Source organism: Proteiniphilum acetatigenes DSM 18083, from assembly GCF_000380985.1.
In the GTDB taxonomy this organism is placed as follows: Bacteria; Bacteroidota; Bacteroidia; order Bacteroidales; family Dysgonomonadaceae; genus Proteiniphilum; species Proteiniphilum acetatigenes.
The window spans coordinates 370,713-392,395 of the sequence record NZ_KB905694.1 but is presented as its reverse complement, the minus strand read 5'-3'; the positions used below and the strand labels follow the sequence as shown (position 1 = coordinate 392,395).

General features: G+C 43.1%; 20 protein-coding genes and 1 tRNA gene. 13 read left to right on the top strand and 8 right to left on the bottom strand.

The features are described 5' to 3' along the window. The first annotated feature begins 35 nt into the window (after nt 1-35). The 5 genes from F597_RS0106015 (at nt 36) to F597_RS20255 (ending at nt 6,151) form a co-directional block, all read left to right on the top strand. Nucleotides 36-1,901, top strand: a complete 1,866-nt coding sequence (locus tag F597_RS0106015; protein WP_245541995.1) for a RagB/SusD family nutrient uptake outer membrane protein — start codon at nt 36-38, stop codon at nt 1,899-1,901. Between the two features lie 20 nt (nt 1,902-1,921). Further along, nucleotides 1,922-2,893: a discoidin domain-containing protein gene (locus F597_RS0106010; RefSeq protein ID WP_157278978.1), complete on the top strand. Its 972-nt coding sequence runs from the start codon at nt 1,922-1,924 to the stop codon at nt 2,891-2,893. Between the two features lie 62 nt (nt 2,894-2,955). Continuing rightward, a complete protein-coding gene (locus tag F597_RS0106005; RefSeq protein WP_026327172.1) occupies nt 2,956-3,777 on the top strand; it encodes an endonuclease/exonuclease/phosphatase family protein in 822 nt (273 codons plus the stop codon). A gap of 44 nt (nt 3,778-3,821) precedes the next feature. Next, nucleotides 3,822-5,678, top strand: a complete 1,857-nt coding sequence (locus F597_RS0106000) for an endonuclease/exonuclease/phosphatase family protein (RefSeq protein WP_019538819.1) — start codon at nt 3,822-3,824, stop codon at nt 5,676-5,678. 20 nt (nt 5,679-5,698) lie between these two features. Next, a complete protein-coding gene (locus F597_RS20255; protein ID WP_019538818.1) occupies nt 5,699-6,151 on the top strand; it encodes a sugar phosphate isomerase/epimerase family protein in 453 nt (150 codons plus the stop codon). Between the two features lie 18 nt (nt 6,152-6,169). On the opposite strand, the gene F597_RS0105990 is transcribed toward F597_RS20255, so the two are convergent. Next, nucleotides 6,170-6,907: a lysophospholipid acyltransferase family protein gene (locus tag F597_RS0105990; protein ID WP_019538817.1), complete on the bottom strand. Its 738-nt coding sequence runs from the start codon at nt 6,905-6,907 to the stop codon at nt 6,170-6,172. Nucleotides 6,908-7,056: 149 nt separating this feature from the next. After that, entirely contained in the window at nt 7,057-8,283 is a 1,227-nt protein-coding gene (locus tag F597_RS0105985) for a sugar transporter (RefSeq protein WP_019538816.1), read from the bottom strand. 372 nt (nt 8,284-8,655) lie between these two features. On the opposite strand from F597_RS0105985, the gene F597_RS0105980 reads away from it, so the two are divergent. The 3 genes from F597_RS0105980 to F597_RS0105970 all read left to right on the top strand — a co-directional run bounded on the left by F597_RS0105980 (nt 8,656) and on the right by F597_RS0105970 (nt 11,184). Beyond that, nucleotides 8,656-9,408, top strand: a complete 753-nt coding sequence (locus F597_RS0105980; protein ID WP_019538815.1) for an SDR family oxidoreductase — start codon at nt 8,656-8,658, stop codon at nt 9,406-9,408. Nucleotides 9,409-9,680: 272 nt separating this feature from the next. Next, a complete protein-coding gene (locus F597_RS0105975; protein ID WP_221406095.1) occupies nt 9,681-10,628 on the top strand; it encodes a helix-turn-helix domain-containing protein in 948 nt (315 codons plus the stop codon). 31 nt (nt 10,629-10,659) lie between these two features. Continuing rightward, entirely contained in the window at nt 10,660-11,184 is a 525-nt protein-coding gene (locus F597_RS0105970; RefSeq protein WP_019538812.1) for a DNA-3-methyladenine glycosylase I, read from the top strand. 331 nt (nt 11,185-11,515) lie between these two features. Here F597_RS0105970 and F597_RS0105960 read toward each other — a convergent pair whose 3' ends face one another. The 6 genes from F597_RS0105960 to sppA all read right to left on the bottom strand — a co-directional run bounded on the left by F597_RS0105960 (nt 11,516) and on the right by sppA (nt 17,445). Next, complete coding sequence (locus tag F597_RS0105960; protein ID WP_019538811.1) at nt 11,516-12,133, bottom strand: type IV toxin-antitoxin system AbiEi family antitoxin domain-containing protein; 618 nt, start codon at nt 12,131-12,133, stop codon at nt 11,516-11,518. 331 nt (nt 12,134-12,464) lie between these two features. Further along, a tRNA-Phe gene (locus F597_RS0105955) sits at nt 12,465-12,537 on the bottom strand. 80 nt (nt 12,538-12,617) lie between these two features. Continuing rightward, nucleotides 12,618-13,649: a thiamine-phosphate kinase gene (thiL, locus tag F597_RS0105950; protein ID WP_019538810.1), complete on the bottom strand. Its 1,032-nt coding sequence runs from the start codon at nt 13,647-13,649 to the stop codon at nt 12,618-12,620. Further along, a complete protein-coding gene (locus tag F597_RS0105945; RefSeq protein WP_019538809.1) occupies nt 13,646-14,458 on the bottom strand; it encodes a purine-nucleoside phosphorylase in 813 nt (270 codons plus the stop codon). Before F597_RS0105945 ends, thiL begins: the two co-directional genes overlap by 4 nt. After that, on the bottom strand, nt 14,415-15,533 hold the full coding sequence (gene lpxK, locus F597_RS0105940; RefSeq protein WP_019538808.1) for a tetraacyldisaccharide 4'-kinase: 1,119 nt from the start codon (nt 15,531-15,533) through the stop codon (nt 14,415-14,417). Before lpxK ends, F597_RS0105945 begins: the two co-directional genes overlap by 44 nt. Before the next feature lie 133 nt (nt 15,534-15,666). Next, entirely contained in the window at nt 15,667-17,445 is a 1,779-nt protein-coding gene (sppA, locus tag F597_RS0105935) for a signal peptide peptidase SppA (RefSeq protein ID WP_019538807.1), read from the bottom strand. Nucleotides 17,446-17,695: 250 nt separating this feature from the next. On the opposite strand from sppA, the gene F597_RS0105930 reads away from it, so the two are divergent. From F597_RS0105930 to smpB, 5 genes are all read left to right on the top strand, one after another. After that, nucleotides 17,696-18,262, top strand: a complete 567-nt coding sequence (locus F597_RS0105930) for an RNA polymerase sigma factor (protein ID WP_019538806.1) — start codon at nt 17,696-17,698, stop codon at nt 18,260-18,262. Continuing rightward, the gene (locus tag F597_RS21520) at nt 18,259-19,611 is read left to right on the top strand and encodes an outer membrane beta-barrel protein (RefSeq protein WP_139224030.1); all 1,353 of its coding nucleotides are present in this window, start codon (nt 18,259-18,261) and stop codon (nt 19,609-19,611) included. The genes F597_RS0105930 and F597_RS21520 overlap by 4 nt, the downstream gene beginning before the upstream one ends. 24 nt (nt 19,612-19,635) lie before the next feature. After that, on the top strand, nt 19,636-20,397 hold the full coding sequence (locus F597_RS0105920; protein WP_019538804.1) for a hypothetical protein: 762 nt from the start codon (nt 19,636-19,638) through the stop codon (nt 20,395-20,397). Nucleotides 20,398-20,668: 271 nt separating this feature from the next. Next, the gene (locus F597_RS0105915) at nt 20,669-21,220 is read left to right on the top strand and encodes a YIP1 family protein (protein WP_019538803.1); all 552 of its coding nucleotides are present in this window, start codon (nt 20,669-20,671) and stop codon (nt 21,218-21,220) included. Next, nucleotides 21,220-21,672, top strand: a complete 453-nt coding sequence (gene smpB, locus F597_RS0105910; protein WP_019538802.1) for an SsrA-binding protein — start codon at nt 21,220-21,222, stop codon at nt 21,670-21,672. The genes F597_RS0105915 and smpB overlap by 1 nt, the downstream gene beginning before the upstream one ends. The last annotated feature ends 11 nt before the right edge of the window (nt 21,673-21,683 follow it).

Sequence of the window (21,683 nt, the reverse complement as noted above, 5' to 3'; positions counted from 1 at the left end):
CGAAAATTGCTTAAGTATTATAAAGTGAAAACAATATGAAGAACAGTCGATATAAATTTTTTGGTTTACCTGCAATAATGATCATTATGGCATTTTTTTCCTGTAATGATGATTTCTTGAATCAGGTCCCTGATGATATCCTGACATTAGAGGAAGTGTTCAACAGAAGGGACCTGTCTGAAGAATGGCTTGCGAATGTCTACAATTATATTAGAGATGAAGCCCACCGGACCAATAGCCCACCGTGGGATAATATTTCGGATGATTCCGATGTTTCTCAAAGAGGAAATCCTTTTCAGGTTAATTTAGGCAACTGGAATGCCTCTTCCAATTATTGGAATTTCTGGACTGATTATTATAAGGGAATCCGGGATGCCACTACTTTTATAAACAATATTGATGGAAATGAGCAAATCCTGGAGTCGAGGGAAGGTGAAGCTTTAATCAGGCAGCGTAAAGGTGAAGCGCGGTTTTTAAGGGCTTTCTTCTACACCGAACTGCTTAAACAGTACGGTCCGGTTATTATTATCGGCGATGAAGAGATCAACCCCGATTTGCCCATGGATAATCCGCTTATGCAACTACCCAGGAGTCCCTATGATGAGTGTGTAAATTATATTGCCAGTGAGTTAGATAAGGCCATGGAAGAGATTCCCGTGGTTCACTATATAGATGATCAGGTTCTGCGTTCCGATTTTGGGCGTGCCAGTAAAATCCTTTGTATGGCCGTAAAGAGTCGTCTGTTATTGTATGCAGCCAGTCCCCTGTTTAACGGTAACAGTGAATACAGTGGATTCGCAAATAAGGACGGAACTCCGCTTGTCAATACCACCTATGATGCCGGTAAGTGGGAACGGGCAGCCAATGCCGCGAAAGAGGTCATAGATTATGCCGAGTCAACCGGAAATCTGGGATTATATACGAGATACAGAGCCGATGGCAGTATTGACGGGTTTCTTTCCTATAGGGATCTATTCCTTGATTCATGGAATATTGAATGGATCTTAGCCCGTAATACTGCCAATATGCATGGCTGGCAGAGATCGAACACACCACGGCTGGCAAATGGTTATGCCTCTCATGGGCCAACACAACAGTTGATAGATGTTTACCGGATGGCAGACGGAACGGCTCCTGTCACAGGATACAGACCCGATGGAACCCCTATAATAAATCCGGCAGCCGTAGGCTATTCTGAAGAAGGATTCGAGAATTACCAGGCGCCGGGAGCTACTAGGGCAGTACCCACTTACAGGATGTATATAAACAGGGAACCCCGGTTCTATGCAACAGTGGCCTATAGCGGCAGCGATTGGATCAATACGACTTCAAGTCTGGGGGTCCGTGAAATACAACTATACTACACGGGAGAATCAGGAAAGGGTGGATCACACGACTACTCTGAAACCGGATACTTGTGGCGGAAGAATGTGTCACCAACGTATCATCCGACACAAAATAATGTTGCTCGTACATATGTGATGATGCGTTATGCCGAGATCCTTTTGAATTATGTGGAAGCATTGAATGAATATGATCCCGGAAATTCCGATATTCTGAAGTACCTGAACCGGATCAGGGAGCGGGGAGGATTGGCTCCACTTGAATCCGGCCTGGATCAGGATCAGATGAGGGATGAAATCAGGAAGGAGAGACGCATTGAACTCACGATAGAACATTTAAGGTATTTCGACACCCGCAGATGGAAAATAGCAGAAGAGACTGATGGGGGACTCTTCTGGGGGATGAATGTAGAGTCGGGGACTTCCAACACAGACCCGGCTTTCTTTCAAAGGACTATCTTCGAAACGAGGGTATTCAGGAAGAACTTTTATCTATTCCCTATTCCACAATCGGAAGTTGAGAAAAATCAAAATCTGGCACAAAATCCAGGTTGGTAATACTAAAAAAATTATCGGAAATGAAAAAGTATAGTATCATAACAAGTTTAATCGTTTTTATACTTGCTTCCTGCGATCTTGAGGAATTGCATATTGAAGATTCGGGGCAGTATAGCAAAATTTTTATGCAATCGGCAATTTCAGGCAGTATAGAAAAGAATTTCATCATTGAAGATAAATGGCATGGCCTGAGCATTGGAGCAGGATATGGAGGTGTGGACCAATTAGACGGGGATCTCAGTGTGACTTTTGAGATTCGTCCTGACTTAGTGGCTGAATTCAATGCCGCAAATGGTACAAGACATGCCATTCTGCCGGAAGAGAGTTACCGGTTTGATGTAAATACCGTAACAATTCCTGCCGGAAAGTCCGGTAGCAATTCTATTGAAATTGAAGTCAATCCCTTCTATTTCGGAGGAACCCGCACCTTTTTGCTTCCTGTGTCGATAAAAGAAGTGAATCAGGATATAACCGTCAATCCGGAATTGAAAACAACCTATTTCGTTATAAGTGGCTCGTATGGGGAGAATCCTTACGAGATCCATTCACAGTCAAAATGGAGTGTTGTTGAAGTTTCTTCAGATGTTTCCGACGGAGCCGGAGGTGGTTTAGGCCTCCATGCCATAGATGATAATCTAGATACCTATTGGCATTCCAATTACAGGCGTGATGCAGATGGATGGCGTCCCCAACATCCCCACCATATCGTAGTCGACATGGATGAAGAGCTTCTTTTACACGGATTTAGAATTCATGGAAGGCCGGCATCAAACCATGCCTATTTATTCCCCAATATCGTCTCTTTTCAAACAAGTATGGATGGGGAGAATTGGACTGATGTAGGTATATTTACCGGTATTGTTGCCTCAGCAGATGCAAGTGCAACCATATATTTTGAAGAGAGTGTGGAAGCGCGGTTCTTTAAACTGACAGTGATCAGGAGTGCCACAGGCGGGGATACAACTGCCATTACCGAGATAAAATGCTTTTAAAAGTGCAAATAGGGGGATCACTCCCCCTATTTCAAATAATAATGGATCCCATACGACAAAATATGAGAATAAAATACTTTATCTTTGCTATTATCCTTTTGGTAGTTCAATGCTCATCGAAAGATGAAAATATAGAGGATAAACAACCTCCACCTGAAGAAGAAGTAGTTGTGAAGGTCATGACATACAATATCTGGGGTGCAAGGAGTGGAGGAATCCCCGATCTGGCACCAATTGCAAATGTGATAAAAAGGCATGATCCCGACCTGGTTTCCTTGCAGGAGGTAGATAAAAACACCAGGAGAAATGCAAAACTTGGGGATATTGCGAAAAAGTTGGGAGAATTAACCGGGATGGAGCGTTATTTTGTGAAAGCGATGGACCATGATGGTGGGGAATACGGAGATGCAGTATTATCGAAGTTGCCGATTAAAGAGAGAAAGGGTTATAATTTGGGAGTAACTCCCGAACTTGGAGGTGAGCCGCGTTCCGTCGCCAGGGTAACAGTAGAAAAAGAAAACAAGGAATTTTATTTTATTGCTACCCATTTCGATCATTTAGGGAACGAAGCTAACAGATTGAAGCAGGCAAGAGATCTTGTCGATATTTTAAAAAGCTACGATAAACGTGTGATTGTTGCAGGTGATCTCAATGCCACACCGGAATCGGAAACGATAAGGATTCTGCAGGAGCATCTGGTATCGGGTTGTATGAATAATAATTGCACTCAATACACATTTTCAACATCTAATCCGAACAGGATAATTGATTACATTATGTATGCTCCTGTAGAAGCAATGACGGTCAAATCATATTTCGTGGATACTAAGGCATATCAAGAGTCTGATCATTTTCCGGTTATAGCAACCATTAAAATTAACTGAACAAATTTCTGATAAATTAGTAATAGCAGCACGTTAAATCAATTATGAGTAAAAGAAAAATCTTTCTGATCTTAGGGCTTATTGTTTTTATACAACCCTTTGCCAATTCCATGCCGGTACAGGAGAAGAACTCCATAAGGCTAATGTCTTATAATGTGCGCAATGCACGCGGGTTAGATGACATTACGGACTACCGGAGAATAGCCGATGTAATTCACAGTGCCAATCCTGATATTATTGCCGTTCAGGAGCTGGACAGTGTAACGGAAAGGAGTAACAGAATAAATGTTCTTGACGTGCTGTCCCGTAAAACACTTATGTTTTCCACCTATGCAGCTTCTATCGATTATCAAGGCGGGAAGTATGGGTTAGGGATACTCTCGCGGGAAAAGCCGTTAAGTGTGCGGAGAATAGCCTTACCCGGAAGAGAAGAGGCCAGGATACTCCTGATCGTGGAACTTGAAGGATACTATTTTGGTTGCACTCATATCTCTTTGAACGAAGAAGATCGAATGGAGTCAGTCAAAATCATAGAGCAGGAGGCCGCGAAGCTGGATAAGCCGTTTTTCCTTGCCGGAGATATGAATGGATCTCCCGATTCACCGGAGCAGAAAGCCATGAATGAGTCATTTACCTCGCTTATCTCTCCCAAAGAAAATACCTTTCCCGCAGATGATCCTAATATCTGTATTGACTATATTTATGGTTATAAAGGTATGGAAAACTGGTCGCGGCTTACAAACAGGGGAGTGATCTCCGAGAAGGTGGCATCAGACCATCGTCCACTTTATGTTGAGGTTCGGTTACATGCTGCCAAGGATGAAATTTTCCGTACGAAACCCTACCTGCAGAACCCGACAGGAAATGGGGTCACCATCTCATGGCTTACAAATGTACCGGTCCATAGTTGGGTAGAGTATGGCACCGATGGTAATCTCGACCAAAAACATCAACTCTATGTGGATGGACAGATGCTTTGTAACAACTATCACCATAAATTCCGGCTCGAAGGCCTCATCCCGGGTGAAACCTACAGTTACAGGGTATGTTCCCGGGAGATTGCGGTTTACGAGGCATACCGCAAAGGGTTTGGAGAAACGGCTGTCTCCGACACTTATACCTTCAGGTTGCCTCCGGAAGGAAATACCGACTTTACCGCTATTATTTTCAACGACCTGCATCAAAGGATGGGACTGGTAGATAAGTTTTCAGAATTGATCAGGGATATCGATTACGATTTTGTCATTTTTAATGGGGATAATATCGACGATCCGAGGAATGAAGCACAGGCTGTGGCATCTTTGTCATACATGAATGAAAGCGTGGGTGCCGAAACCACTCCGGTTTTCTATATTCGTGGTAACCATGAGATCCGTAACGCCTACTCCATCGGGCTTCGTGATTTACTTGATTATGTGGGGGACAAAACATATGGTGCGTTCAACTGGGGTGATACCCGGATCGTGATGCTCGACTGTGGTGAGGATAAACCGGATGACCACTGGGTATATTACGGTTTGAACGATTTCACTGGGCTACGGAAAGACCAGGCTGGATTTTTGAAGAGTGAGTTGGACAGCGAGGCGTTTAGAAAAGCGGGGAAAAGAGTGCTGATCCATCATATACCCATCTATGGCCTTCCTAAAGGGACATATAACCCATGTCTTGAGGAATGGGGTGATATCCTGAAGAATGCTCCGTTTGATATAGCTTTAAACGGCCATACTCATAGGTTTGCTTACCATCCGAAGAGTTCTCTCGGTAATAATTTTCCGGTAGTGATAGGAGGTGGGAATAACCTGCAGAGCGCTACTGTGATGATACTTAAAAAAGCGGGTGAGAAAATGATGCTTCAAGTTCTTGATACCAATGGAGAAGAAAAACTCAAGCTAAATATGTAATATAATCGTATGAAACGAACATGATAACCGTTCTCATCCAGGAATTGGTCCCCCATACGGAAAGGACGGGGATGCAGATCGCGCTGGAGAACGTGTGGTACAATTTCCTGCTGAGTCCGGTGGAGGCAAGGCGTTTTGTGGATGACATCAACCATCCGCTGGTAGGGTGGTACTTCGACATCGGCAACATATTGCGTTACGGGTGGCCGGACCAGTGGATCAGGACGCTCAACCGGCGTATCATAAGACTCCATATCAAGGAGTACAGCCGGGAGTTGATGAAAAGGAAGGGAGTACGGGAAGGATTTAATGTTGAATTACTGGAGGGGGACAACAATTGGCCTGAGGTAATGAAGGCTGTGCGAGGGATTGACCACCGGGGAGGATGGCTGACGGCTGAAGTAAGTGGAGGGGACAGGAATTACCTGAAAAAGATATCATCACAAATGGACCGGATAATAAGTTTATGGTAACTTCTGATATTTCATTTTTCACAAATAATTTATAGCTTCGGTTATCAACTGTTCTGTTTTTTCAAGAAGTGCAGGAAAAGGCATATCTTTTATGGAGATAGGATCATGAATGATGACTTCTATTTTATTGCCTATTCCCAGAGGGAAAGAACCCCATCTTGTCATTTTCCACGAGTTGTTGATCGTTACCGGAACAATGTAAGCGGAAGGGGCATATTTGCAGAGGATTTTCAGCCCGTTCTCGGCAAATGGCCTGGGTTTGCCTGTGTTACTTCTTGTCCCTTCGGGGAATATCACTGCCGAACGTTTGTGTGTCTCTATATATTGGGCCAATTGCCGGATCGCGGATAAGGCCTGTTTCGCGTCTTTTCTGTCGATCAGTACCGACCCTCCATGTCTCAGGTTGTACGAAATGCTTGGAATCCCTTTCCCCAATTCAATCTTACTGACAAATTTAGGATGAACTTTTCGCATATACCAGCCGATAGTGGTGATGTCATACCAACTCTGGTGGTTGGCGGCAATAATGAGGGGAGTATCTTCCGGAAGTTTTTCCAATCCTCTGATCTTATATCTTGTGCCCAGAGCATAGGTGTTCAATACGAGGAAGAAACAGAGCATATCGACACTCTTCTTGTGGGCACTATATCCAAACAGGTTAAAGCATATCCATTGGACCAGATGGAAGATTACCAATGTAGTTCCAAACAACAGATAATAAATGACGGAAAGAGGATATGCGATTAACTTTTGCATAATGATTTTATCTTATTTACTTCACAAAAATGTGACACGGGAATTTGAACATTTCCTGCACAAAGATAATGCTTCTGATGTTTTAATTGGGGAGAATCGAACACTTTCTTTTTTGGACTCACCAGATCAATTGGGGGTGATATCTTCTTTTATATTCTTCCCTGTAAATGACGCCTTATAACCAGGAAATAAAAAGATATAGCCAGTAAACCTATAAAACATCCCGCCATACCTACGTACTGAGTTCCTGCATGGGTGCTCACAGTTCCGCCGAAAAGCGCGCCGCTACCTATACCGATATTATATATGCCTGAATAGATAGACATTGCCACAGCTGTTGCATCGGGTGCGATTTTTATCACGGCATCCTGAAATACCAGATTAAAGATCATAATTGATATACCCCAAAATGTAAATAACAAAAAAACAGTAAAGATGTTGATCGCTAACGGATATATTAGTAGGAGCGATATCGATACACAGATTACACTTCCACCCATAAGAAACAGTGATCGTTTCTCATTGTAACGGGAGAATAAAAAACTTCCGCCAATTCCGGCAACACCGAAAATAAGCAATCCTACAGTAGCCGCATTTTCATTAAGTCCGGCTATATTGATCATAAAAGGTTCGATATAGGTGTATCCGGTAAAATGTGCCGTGATCATAATCGCAGTCAGTATGTATATCCCCATCAGGGCCGGGCGCTTGACTAATTGCGGTAAACTTTTAAATGATCCCGAATTGTTACTTTTTAAGACCGGCAATACAAATATCAGAAGTATCAGTACCAGGAAAGCAACTATACCAATAAATAAAAAAGTTGTCCTCCATCCCATATACAGCCCCACAGTACGTCCGAAGGGAAGCCCGAGTACAGTCGCCAGCGAACCGCCGGTAGCAAGAATGCCTAATCCGGTTGAGCGGTGCCCTTCCGGTGCCATTTGGACCGCCATAGGGGCAGCGACAGACCAGAAGATAGCATGCATACAAGCCACCATGATACGTGAAACAAGCAGTAATGTGTAATTATAGGATTGCCATGAAAGCAGATGGCTTATAATGAACAGGATCAATAGAACTGCCATCAGTTTGCGACGCTCTACCCCTGCAAAAATAAGTATCAATGGCAAAGAGGCCAGTGCCACCACCCATGCATAAATAGTAATCAACAATCCGGCTTTGGCTTCGCTGATGGAAAGACCTTTCGCGATGTCGCTCAGGAGAGCTATCGGCGCAAACTCGCTAGTATTGAAAACGAATGCAGCTATGGCAATACCTATACAGGGCAGCCATTCTTTGAATGCCGGCCGATCAGGTGCTACCGTAATGCTATTATGAGGATCGGAGAAATCTGTTTTGTTATTATTTGCCACAACTAAAAAGTTTTTGACTGCAAAATTATCGAATATATACTCATGTGATTTGTTGTTGTAATCTCTTTTCTATAACAATTATTTATTGTGGAAAGAACGTATTTGCCTCGTTATTGTTTAATCATTTTTTCTTAAATTCAAAGTTTCGTATCGTCCGCATGAATCCTTGTGTTTAGTAAGTCATATGCAGGTGTAAGACGAAAATCATTTTTGTCCCTATCCATGACGGAAAGATTTGCAAAACAAGGTAACAATATTGAGGTTACTTATTTTGGGTAGGGTGGATTTCTGGACACTCATTTCTGAGATTTGGATAATTGGTTTCGGCTGTCATTTCTCATTTTTGTACTGTAAAAAAAAAATAAATGAATTATGACAGAAAAATTAGACAAAACAGTTGCGCTTGTAACAGGTGCTTCAAGCGGTATCGGCAGAGCAACAGCAATTCGGCTTGCTTCGGCGGGTGCAAAAGTGGTTCTTGTGGCACGAAGAATTGAACGACTTAAAGAATTAGAACAGCAAATTAAAAACGCAGGCGGGGAAGCATTTCCCATTGAAGCAGATCTTACGAATGTAAATGAAGCGAACGAAGCCATTACAAAAACGATTACAATGTTTGGCAGACTTGACACCCTTGTAAATGCGGCAGGCGTAATGAATAACGGTGCTACGCTTGAACGCTCTCTTGAAGAATTGGAACAAATGATTGCCGTCAATTTGCGTGGTTTATTGTATATCACAAGAGCAGCATTGCCATACCTTATTGAAGCGGTTGCAACAAGCCCACGTAAGGTGGTGGACGTGGTAAACATTTCATCAGTTGCGGGACGTATTGCCACAGCACAGGTTGCCGTTTACAATGCAACAAAATTCGGTGTAACCGCAGCAACAGAAGCATGGCGACAAGAATTTACAAGACAATCAGTCCGTTTTTCAGTTGTTGAGCCGGGTGCAGTAGATACAGAACTTTGGGACGAAGCAGGATGGAAAGTTTTTAATGACTTGTTTGGAAAAGTGGAAAGCCTGCATGCATCAGATATTGCAGAAGCAGTTGCCTTTATTGTAACTAACCCGAGACGTGTGGCAATCAATGAAATCGTGGTAAGACCCACCGACCAGAAGTAAGGCGGTCAGGGTAGTGTTGGTTGTTACAGTTGGCTGTATCATTATTCATACTTTATTCTTGGGCTTTGATAATTTCTTTTATGAACGTGTTCGTTAAGCAATACGATCAGAAGCCAACTGACGACAAACCGAAACCAAAAGCAAACTTGTCTGGAATGTTTTCGCTAAGCGAACACAGAGGAAAAACTTGTTTTTACCATGTTGAGCGTAGAATTGAAAATCGAGGAGCGAAGGCGACTCAAAACGACTAATTTTTATGAACTTTAAAAGAATTGAACGCAACAATTATTAAATTTGTAACAATGAAAGAGCAAAATAAACCATATCGTATTAAGAGCATACAGGAAGAACAATTATTTTGGGGCTTACCGAAACCCAGGCACCCGTTAGTAAGTGTTTTCCGGTATAGCGAAGATTTCAAGGCACAACCCACATTGCCCGAACACCGGACTTTTGGTTTTTATGCTATTTCAATCAAGAAAAATTATGCAGGAAAATTTAAATACGGACAACGATACTACGATTTTGATTCGGGAGTAATGACATTTATTTCACCCAATCAGATACTATCTTTCAAACAAGGTGATATAACCCCAAAAGAAGGAGTAACTTTACTTTTTCACCCCGATTTTTTGTCAGGTTATCCATTGGCAAAAACCATAAAAAATTACGGCTTCTTTTCTTATGAAGTAAATGAAGCGTTGCATTTATCAGAACAGGAAGAAGAAATTATGGAAAACATTTTAAAGAATATTGAAAGAGAATATCAATGCAATATAGACCAATTTAGCCAGGATGTAATTATTGCACAGATTGGGTTACTTTTGCAATACAGCAATCGTTTTTACAATCGTCAATTTATTACAAGAAAAATTGCCAACGATGAAATTTTAATCCGGTTGGAAAATCTTTTGAATGATTGTTTTAATGATGAAAATATTTCTAAAAATGGTTTGCCAACTGTGAAGTTTATTTCAAAGCAGTTAAACATTTCGCCAAATTATTTGAGTGATATGCTGCGTAGTATTACAGGGCAAACCACACAACAGCACATACAGGACAAGTTGATTGAAAAGGCAAAGGAGTATTTGACATCAACCAATTTGTCCGTATCGGAAATCGCCTATCAGTTAGGTTTTGAATATCCGCAATCATTCAATAAACTGTTTAAGAAAAAAACCAACCAGACACCGAGTGAGTTTAAACAATTATTCAATTAGCATTATGAGTTATTGCAGTTACATAGAATGTATGTCGGGCGACAAAAAGGAGTTGCACAAAAATTATCACGACAATCATTACGGCTTTCCCATCCACGATGACAATGAATTGTTCGGGCGTTTGATTTTGGAAATTAATCAGGCCGGTTTGAGTTGGGAAACGATTTTGAAAAAAGAAACTTCGTTTCGTAAAGCATACAGCAATTTCAACATCGAAAAAGTTGCAGCATACACAGAAGCAGACAGGGAAAGACTGTTAGCAGATGCAGGAATTATCCGCAACAGGCTGAAAGTAAATGCAGCAATAGAAAATGCAAAAACAATTCTTGAACTGCAAAAAGAATCCGGCTCTTTTGAAAAATGGTTGGAACATCATCACCCGAAAACAAAAAATGAATGGGTTAAGCTGTTCAAAAAAACATTTCGCTTTACAGGTGGCGAAATCGTGAACGAATTTTTAATGAGCATTGGTTATTTGCATGGGGCACATTCCGAAAGTTGCCCTATACACCAAGAAATCCTGAAACAAAAACCAATGTGGATAAAACATTTTTAATTCTCATCATACTTTCATCTCATTTATCTCGGAATGTTAACCAAAATCTCACAATTCGGAATTGGCTGGTAGGATGTTGTATTGTCGAAAAATTAAACCGATTAATCTTTTCTATTTCTATTATGCAGCAATAACAGTGCATTTCGGAAATAAAATCTAATCGTCCAAATTTATCCTATTATTCTCAAGGCATTCATAAAACATCTCCCTAACGTATTCCACAGTCTTGTAATCGGGATCAACTGCAACTACTCTTTCAGGATGTGCTTATCAAAACCTGAATTTCCACGGATTTGAGCCGGAAAATAATTTCTTATCTGTTCAATCTGTATCATAAATCATATGTCTTTAAAAGCAATTTTATCCGATGATCAAGCGCCTTGCTTTGAAACTTGGCGCAGTACTCCATTAGGAAGTCCTTGTTCAAATCATCGTGCAGGAAATCTTCATCCAAACGCAGTTCTTCCAATTCCTGTTCGTTGTCGTAGAACGGATAAAGATACAGTAAATCAAGTAATGCCTTTTCGGGTGTGGCAAACTGTATGGTGCGGTTGTCTGCCATTGGCTTCAATTCGTACCCGAACATCAGATTCTCTTTGACATTCTTATATGAGTATTCGCCAAAGTCGTTACTAAATGAGGCCGTTTTTAGCGACGTCACACTGGTAATCTGTGCTACCGCTTCTGGTATCATCCCATAGAATGACAATGCCGTATGCAGACTGATATAGGACGGACGGTAAATCCGATTGGAAAAATAAAGGGAATAAGCCGGCTTGCTCTTATATTCAGAAAAAGCAAAATACCCTTGTCGTAACCGGATAAGATACCCTTTCTTAGTCCAACGGGTAAGATTATTACGGTCAAAATCGGGTTGCCATGCATATACCTGATAGATATTGAAGCATGCCAAATCGAACATTTTAGTCTTAAATTCCAGAAAGGTCATTTCTTTATTTTGTTTCTATTATGCTGCAAATATAATGCATTTTGGAAATAAAATAAATTTAAGAAGGGTTTTTCGAGATTCTTAACTCATATTTCTTATTCTGTACTAAGACAATCAGTGACACAAATCAGCAGGTGATTTCCCCATTGGATAATGTTTTTGACTTGTAACATAGTGTGTTAACTATTACGTTTATACGGTTTTCCGGTTTACATCCCGGTTTACCGAAACATTGAAAACCAACAAAAAACAAAAAAATTCAGGCGGCAATTTATACAGGCTATATAAAAAGAAAAACACCCGAATATCTGATATTCAAGTGTTTTATTCGTGGTGCCACCAGGAATCGAACCGGGGACACAAGGATTTTCAGTCCTTTGCTCTACCAACTGAGCTATGGCACCAACACTGCTTAAATTGCGAGTGCAAAGATAAGAGCATTTTTGAGATTTACAAAATTTGTAAATAAAAAATGCCGAAAAATTTATTCATCCGCGAGCGGATTCCATCCCTGTGCACGGAGTTGCATTTCCTGACCGTCGCGGGTGACCAGGTAACAACCCTGTTCAACAGGTGTAATATGGCCTATCAGGCGGACTCCCTGCAGTTCGTTCATCTTTTCGTGCAGATGCAGGGGGACGGTAAAGAGCAGTTCATAATCTTCCCCTCCATTCAGGGCTACGGTGGTTACGTTCATATTAAAGGTCTCAGCCATTACCGCGGTCTGATAGTCGATAGGTATCCTTTCTTCGAAAAGCCGGCAACCGGCGTTACTCTGATTGCAGATATGAAGCAGGTCGGACGACAATCCGTCGGACACATCTATCATCGAAGTAGGCACAATCCCGTTTTCCGCCAGCAGGTTCACGATATCTTTTCTGGCTTCGGGTTTAAGTTGACGCTCCAACAGGTACTCCTTCCCGGCAAAATCGGGTTGGAAGTCCTTGTCGCCATCGAATACGCTCTTTTCCCTTTCCAATAGTTGCAAACCCATATAAGAGGCCCCCAGATCACCCGACACATAGATCAGGTCGGTATCTTTGGCTCCGTTCCTGTAAACTATTTTTTCATCCCGTGCCGTGCCGATGCAGGTAATACTGATAGTGAATCCGGTAAGGGATGAGGTGGTATCTCCGCCTACAATATCTACGCCGTAAATCTCACAGGCCAGCTTCAATCCGCTATAAAATTCTTCCAGGTCTTCTACCGAAAAACGCTTCGATATGCCTAAGGAGACGGTGATCTGCTGTGGCTTCCCGTTCATGGCGTAAATGTCGGAAAAGTTGACTGCCGCCGCTTTATACCCGAGATGTTTTAAGGGGGTATAGACGAGATCGAAATGTATCCCCTCCAACAGGAGGTCGGTCGTCACCAGTGTCCGTTGCCCGCTGTTATCCACCACAGCAGCATCGTCACCCACACCTTTAATGGAACTCTCCTGTGTGAGTTTGATATCTTTTGTGAGGTGGTCAATCAGTCCGAATTCCCCCAACGTAGCTATTTCTGTTCGTTTCATATCCTCTGAATAATGGTACGCATGATTTCCGCCATCTTCGGCTGAGCAATTTTGGCGGCTTCCTGTACATCTTCGTGCGACACTTCCACGATCTTGCCGATCACACCCAGGTCGGTGATGATGGAGAATGCCAGCACTTTCATTCCGGCATGGTTGGCCACGATCACCTCCGGTACGGTGGACATACCCACAGCATCTCCCCCGATGATACGCAGGAAATTGTATTCAGCCGGCGTTTCAAAGGTGGGACCTTGAAGGCCGATATACACACCGTGCTGCAACTTAATGTTCTTCTCTTTGGCGATCTCCATGGCCATTAGCCGTAGCGATTTGTTGTATGCCTCGCTCATATCGGGAAAGCGGGTACCCAGTTCATTGAAGTTCTTTCCGTGGAGCGGATGCTCGGGGAACAGGTTGATATGATCTTCAATCAGCATGATATCGCCTACATCGAAACTGGAGTTCATCCCTCCCGCCGCGTTGGAGACAAAAAGATATTCGATGCCCAACGCCTGGAATACACGGATGGGGAAGGTAACCTGCTTCATGTCGTATCCTTCGTAGTAGTGGAAACGTCCCTGCATGGCCAGCACTTTCTTGCCGCCGAGCGTGCCGACGATCAGTTTTCCGCTGTGGCCTTCCACTGTAGAGACAGGAAAATTGGGTATTTCGGTATAGGGGATCTCGTTTTTATCCTCGATCTCGTGTACCAGTTCGCCCAGACCGGTGCCCAGGATAATGGCCGTATTGGGAATCTCTTCGATTCTACTCTTCAGATAATCTGCTGTTTGTTTGATAGTTTCTAACATGTTCTAAAATATTATTGTTGAATTGTTCTTGTTCTTTCTCATCGATGAATGTTACGTGTACCGGGATGTAATAGAGCATTTTTTTCATCTCTTCATCGAGATAAGGCAGCGCCCTGAGTCGGACAGCATCTTTCTCGGTGGTGAGAATGATCTTGTTGTTGTCATCCACCGTATTGATAAATTTTCGGATCGATTGTATATCTTTCTCTTTAAAAGAGTGATGATCGGGGAAAAATTTAGTATAGAGGTTATAGGTGATATGTTCCACCTTATCCACCAGGGGTTGGGGAGAAGCAATGCCCGCCACCAGAAAAACGTGCTTCTTGCGAATATCCTGTGTCTGGAGAGGATCACCCTGCAACTCGGGGAAAAGTGGTATTATCATCCCATAATCAAGGCCGGTGAAGTAGAGTTGTTGAAAAGCATAGAGATTCAGTCCGTTCGTATAGATCCGGAAATCGATAGGCTGCATATCGGGATCGCATTTGGTAACTATCACGATAGATGCCCTCTCTTTTCCTTTCAGCGGTTCACGTAATGATCCCATGGGCAGCAGCCGGTCTTCGAAGACGGGACGGTTGCTGTCCACCAGCAGGATAGAGAGCGAGGGTTGCACATATCGGTGCTGAAATCCGTCGTCGAGAAGGATCACATCGGGACGTTCCTCTTTTTCGATAGAGAGGATTTTCCTGATGCCGCTTACCCGGTCTTTATCGACTACCACCAGCGCTTCAGGAAATTTCTGCTTGATCTGCAGGGGTTCATCTCCCACATTGTGCGCTTTCGAATCGGTGTCGACGATCATAAAGCCGTTGCTTTTACGTTTATACCCCCTGCTGAGCACCGCCACCTTGTATATTGGCGATAATAACCTGATGAGGTATTCAATGTGCGGGGTTTTGCCTGTGCCGCCTACGGTGAGGTTGCCCACACAGATAACCGGAATATCGAATGATGTTTGTTTGAGTATCTTTTTGTCGAACAGTGTATTCCGGAAATTCACACCAAGACCGTACAGCCACGCTAACGGCGACAATGATCGACGGATTTCGACGGAAGGTTTGTCCATTTTCATACGATTAATTCATTCTTCACATTATGGTGTATGGAACTTGCGATTAATCATAAATTTTTCTAAGAACTTATTCGGGCTATACCATAGCAAGAATTGGAAATCGAGGAGCGAAGGCGACTCAGAATACCTAATTCTATTGAATATTCAATTCATACGGAATTCTTGCCTGGATATAATCCTGTTCTTTGATATCTTTCAACAGCATAAACATTTCGTAACTTTCACCCAGGTACTCTTTCATTGTCCGGGCAACCAACTCATCCTTCCGGGGATTGAACAGTTCGTCGAAACGCGAACGGAGCCTGGGGTACTCGAACACCACGTAGCTCTTACCCAGATTGGCCATTTCGGCTGCAATTTCGATGGCTCTCTCAATTCCACCCAGTTCATCCACCAGTCCGATCTCTTGAGCCTGGTTCCCTGTCCACACACGGCCTTCGGCATAAAGTGCCATCGAGTCTTTTGGCATGTCGCGTCCTTCTGCGCAGCGTGTCAGGAAAAGGTCATAGCCTCTCTCGATCATGGCCTGGAGCATCTGCTTCTCTCTTTCGTTGAAGGGACGTGTGAGATTACCGAAATCGGAAAACTCATTGGTTTTCACCTCATCAGTAGATATCCCGAGTTTTCTGGCAGTCCCCTCAAAATTAGGGATAGCCCCGAAAATGCCGATCGATCCGGTCAGGGTAGTAGGCTGGGCCACTATCCTATCGGCATTGCAGGCGATATAATAACCGCCGGATGCCGCCATATCGCCCATAGAGACCACAACCGGTTTTTCCGCTTTCAGGTCGGTGATGGCTTTCCATATCTGTTCGGAGGCATAGGCACTACCGCCCCCCGAGTTGATGCGGAATACCACCGCTTTTATCTCTTCATCTTTTCTCAGTTTCTCGATCTGATCCACCATATATTTATCCTGTATGTTGGATGATCCGGTACCTGAAATTATATTCCCGTGCGCGTATAAGATGGCGATCGTATTGTCGGTTTTCTTTACAGTTTTCGTGGTTACTGATTTCATATTGGCCACGGTCGCCGAGGGGATTTTTGCCTCTTCGTCGATATCGAGCAGGCTCCTCAGGTAATCCTTCATCTCCGTTTCATAGAGAAGGGTATCCACCAGGTTGGCTGAGAGCAGGAAGTCGGTCGATTGTACGGCAGGCAGGTTGTTGGCCAGCGAGTCAATATCGGCAATTGTAAGTGAACGAGATTCTGCCAGATCACTTCTGAGGAAACTCCATGCATCGTTCAGGAAAGAGCTTACCTGTTCCCTGTTGGCCTCACTCATTTCGTTCTGGGTAAATGGTTCCACCGCCGATTTGTAGGTTCCCACCTTGAATATCTGCATTTCGATTCCCAGCTTATCGAGGGCATCCTTATAAAAGACCGGTACCGAGGCCAGACCGTGGAGGTCGAGCATCCCTTGCGGATTGATGGCTACTTTATCTGCTATGGAAGCAAGGTAATAACCCCCTTGGGTGTAGGCGTCGGCATAGGCAACGATGAATTTTCCGCTTTCCTTGAAATTTTCCAGTTCATGGCGGATCTCGGCCAGGGTGGCCATAGATGCTGACAGCGAACGGGAATCAATATAGATTCCTTTTATTTTATCATTATTTTTTGCTTTTCTGATGGCGCTCACAATATCGTTCAAGCCCATAGGTAAAGGACGATTGGAGCCCATCATGGAAGTGAACGGATCCTCTTCGGGAGTGCGTTCGGTGATGGGACCGTTCAGGCGAAGATTCAATACCGTATTGTCCTGAAGAATAAATTTTTCACCGGTTGACATAGATCCGAGAAAAGATCCCATCGCACCAAAAATAAAGATCATTGCAATTATCGAAAAGAGAATGTTCGCGATAACAAAGCCCAAAGCGGACGCGAGCATGATTTTCAGAAAATCTTTCATAGAGTAATTATTAATTGATTATTAAGTACAAAAATAGAGAAAAAAGAGTTATACCCCAATTTAATTTACATATTCTTAATTAATTTCATTTGTCGGTTTTTATCGTTGATAGTAATTTTGGTGCATGAAAATTACGCCATAATAGTAAGGTGGATTGTTTCTTAAAAAAGTATAAATAGAGATAAAAACTTACTGGCTCATGCAGCGTTTTTTCTTGTTATTCATCTAATAAAATGAACTGCGGTTAAGAATGGATGATTCGCAACTTGTCATAGCATGTAAGAAACAGGACCGTAATGCCCAGAAACTATTGTATGAGCGGTATGCTCCTATGATGATGGCAGTATGTTTACGTTACAGCGGGGAAGCAGAGACGGCCCGGGACTTGTTGCATGACGGATTTATCCGTGCTTTCACGCAGATCAGCTCGTTTTCGGGCAAGGGTTCTTTTGAAGGTTGGCTCAGACGGATTTTCGTGAATCTGGCATTGGAGAATTACAGGAAGGAGAAGCAGAAGTATCGCTTTATGGAAGAGTACAGCTATATCAATGCCGATGAGTCGGAAACCCAGGCGGATAATTCACTCGATATCGAAAATATCCCCAGGGAAGAGGTACTCGACATGATAAGGAATTTACCGCCCGGATACAGGACAGTGTTTAACATGTATATTTTCGAAGAGATGTCGCACAAAGAAATTGCCGAGGTGCTTGGTATTAATGAAGCAGCGTCGCGTTCACAATTTTTCAGGGCAAAGAATATGCTCCGGAAGAAAATTTCAGCCATCCTGCATAGTAATCAAAGACAAATACAATGATGTCAGATAACGATATTAGAAAAGGATTTCAGTCAAAACTCAGCGGTTTTGAAGCGCCTGTCCCGCCGGATGGATGGCAGAGTGTGGAACGGTCGCTGATGGCAGCAGCAGCTGCCCGGACGGCTCTCCGCCGAAGGTGGTATGCCGGATCGGTAGCCGCTGTATTGATATTGCTCGTCGGTAGCATACTGTTTATCCAGAATCCTATGGAGCAGACGGAGACGATGGTTTCCGAGATGACTTCTCCTTCGCCTTCAGGTAGTACTCAGGATATTGAAACAAAAAAGATAGCCCCAGCATCGGAATCCGTGCCTAAACCGGTTGTCCGGCCGGCAGAAGCCGAGCGTTTTTTGGCTGCAAGGACTTCCGGAAAGGCAGGAACCGGAAAAGAATCGGTTGTTCGCTCTTCTTCTCCTGCGGGAATGTTGGCAGCATGGATGGAGCGTGAGAAATTACAAAGGGAAAGCGTGAGAGAGAGAATGGATAACGACGCACTTCGCTTATCGGTAGAGCCGCTGGAAAAAGGTGTGGAGCAAAAAGGTGAAGAGTTCGAAGAAGAAACTATTACGGTAAGAGGAGATGAGAAAATTTTTTTCACCGGGGTAGGTACTGCTGAAAGAGGTGAAGGAACTCTTTTGCTTGCCGTCAATGGGAGAGGAGGGTTGACCGGCTATCAGCAAACGGTAAATTCGCCCATGACTTTGCGGAGTATGTCCGTTGCTCCCGACAATAAATATATGACGGAAGCCAATAAAAACTTACAAGTTCAGACCAGTAATGCGACAAACAATGTTTCCGAAATGGAACATGATCAACCGGTGTCATTCGGCATTACTGTGTCCAAATACCTGCTTGACGACCTTTCCATTGAAACCGGTCTTGTTTACTCTTATCTTCACTCTAAAACAAGAAACACCGACAATTATTCCCAGGTGGATGAAGTGCAGAAACTCCATTATCTGGGTATACCGTTGAATGTAAACTACAATCTCTTCTCTCTTAGACAATTGAATGTGTATGCTTCCATAGGTGGAATGGTAGAGAAAGATGTATATGGTGAATTCCGGAGAATTGAGGAACGGCAGGCAACTGCGAATTTCAATAAGGCCTCAGAGCAAAATGCATCAGAAGGGTCAGAAGAAAAGGAAATTACAAAGATCTCCCAACGTAACCCCCAGATATCGGTTAATGCCGGTGTAGGGCTTTCCTATCCTATTTATGACAGGCTGAGGTTATATGGAAAAGTGGGGGGAGCTTATTATTTTGATGCAAAAAATCAACACAAAACTATATATTCCGACAGGAAGATCGTGATGGATTTGAATGTGGGGGTGAGGTATGAATTTTAATATTAACATAAAATAGAAGTAAAAATGAAAAAAGTAATTTTATTTTTGAGTGTTATCGGAGCTACCCTTCTGATGACCTCTTGTTTGGGAGACACGACCAGTAACTACACTGATAATTCTTTTGTATATTTGGATACCGATGAGAGAGGGCAGGTCTATGGAAAGACTTTTTCCCGTTATTCCCCAACACGCATCATTACTTCCAATTCCATGATGGGAATGGATGCCCGTACAGTGAAATTTATGGTCTATAGCTGGGACGAGGATAGGGGAACTACACAAATCACAGTCGGCGATCAAGTTGTTCAGGCTGATAATGTGCAGTTGTTAGATGAACCTATAGATATAGCTTCCACTTCTCTGCGTATGACAGAGTTTCCTGGGGTAGACGATCCGGTCGGTTTTGATGAAATACTGGCGCCTCTTTATTCTGATTACAAGGATTTTATGAATGATTACTGGGTGGTCGAGTATTCTTATAAGGCAAAGAAAGGCGAAACAGCCAATGTTGAATTCTATAAAAGAGATGAATTGAACGATCGCGGTGAGATAGTAATCGATATCCATCTTACTTTGACAGGTACGCCGGAAGGTACTTCCGATGAAAGGCGGGGAGATGCCATAGCGCTGAATATGTCTCAGTTGCGTGCCATGTCGGAAGGAAGTTCCGGAGGAGAGGGTCTAAAGATAAGGTTTGTATACTATAAAAATAATAGTGGTAACGATGAGCCGGAGCAGGTTGAAATGCAAAACGCTTATCAGTGGAAGATTGGCGCACAAGAGTAATTTCTCCTGTCATATAATAAAAAACGGCAGCTCCTTCTCACAGAGGAGCTGTTGTCTTTTATTCTGACTTCTGGGTATCAACAAGGAAGCTTTTGCTATACCGACCGCAGAAACGATTAGTGTGATTGAACGTTTTCGTTAAACGAGGGTAGAACAAATTTATTTGTTTTGTCGAGTGCAGAAAACGACTGATGAAATCGAACGGTTATTTTTATCTGTCTGTGTGGTTACAAAAAAATCATGTACCTTTGCAATCCAAAATCAAAAAGGAATGTGGAGGGATATTTTTATCACTATCGCGCAGCTCATTGTCGCGTCTCCCAGGGCGTGGAAAGATATTGAAAAGGAAAAGAAGACGCAGCATGAGTTTCTTTACCGTTTTCTTCATCCCATATTCGGAATCATTGCTTTCACCTCTTTTGTGGGTGGTTTGTGGTTCGTGCGGGAGGGGAATGTGGAGAATGCGCTGAAGGGCAGTATTATCAGTGTCGTAGGGGTCTATGGCGGATATTTTATTGCTGCTTATCTGCTGAATGAAATTGCTCCCCGCTTTGGGCTGAGTAAGCATTTATCCCGCTTTCAGCAATTCACAGGGTATGCTTCTGTAGTGATCTATGCTTTATTTATTGTCACGCCCTTTCTCTCCGAGCTCTTTATTCTCTGGCTATTGGCGCTTTACACCATTTATCTGGTGAACAGCGGAGCGCTTTATTTTATGAGAGTACCGAAAGCAAGAGTCGCTGATTTTACCGCAGTAGCATCTGCCATCATCATTCTGTCGCCGGTACTTATCCGTACTCTTTTTTCCTATTTGATAAAGTAATGAAGCAAGCAGCTATCAATATAAAGAACAAGCGTGCCACGTTCGATTATGAACTGGTTGAAACCTTTACTGCAGGTATTGTACTTACCGGTACCGAGATCAAATCGATCCGGCTGGGAAAGGCGAGCCTGGTAGATACCTATTGTTTCTTCGAGCGGGGAGAATTATGGGTGCGTAATATGCATATTGCCGAATACTTTTACGGCACCTATAATAATCACAGTGCCCGGCGCGACCGTAAACTGCTCCTCAATAGAAACGAACTGCGCAAACTTTCCCGTCTTACCAAAGAGACCGGATTTACTATTATTCCCATCCGTCTGTTCATTAACGAAAAAGGATTGGCCAAAATTGTGATTGCGGTAGCGAGAGGGAAAAAGCAGTACGATAAGCGTCAGTCCCTGAAAGAGAAAGAGGATAAGAGATCTATGGACAGGATGTTTAAGAAATGATTAATAAGAAC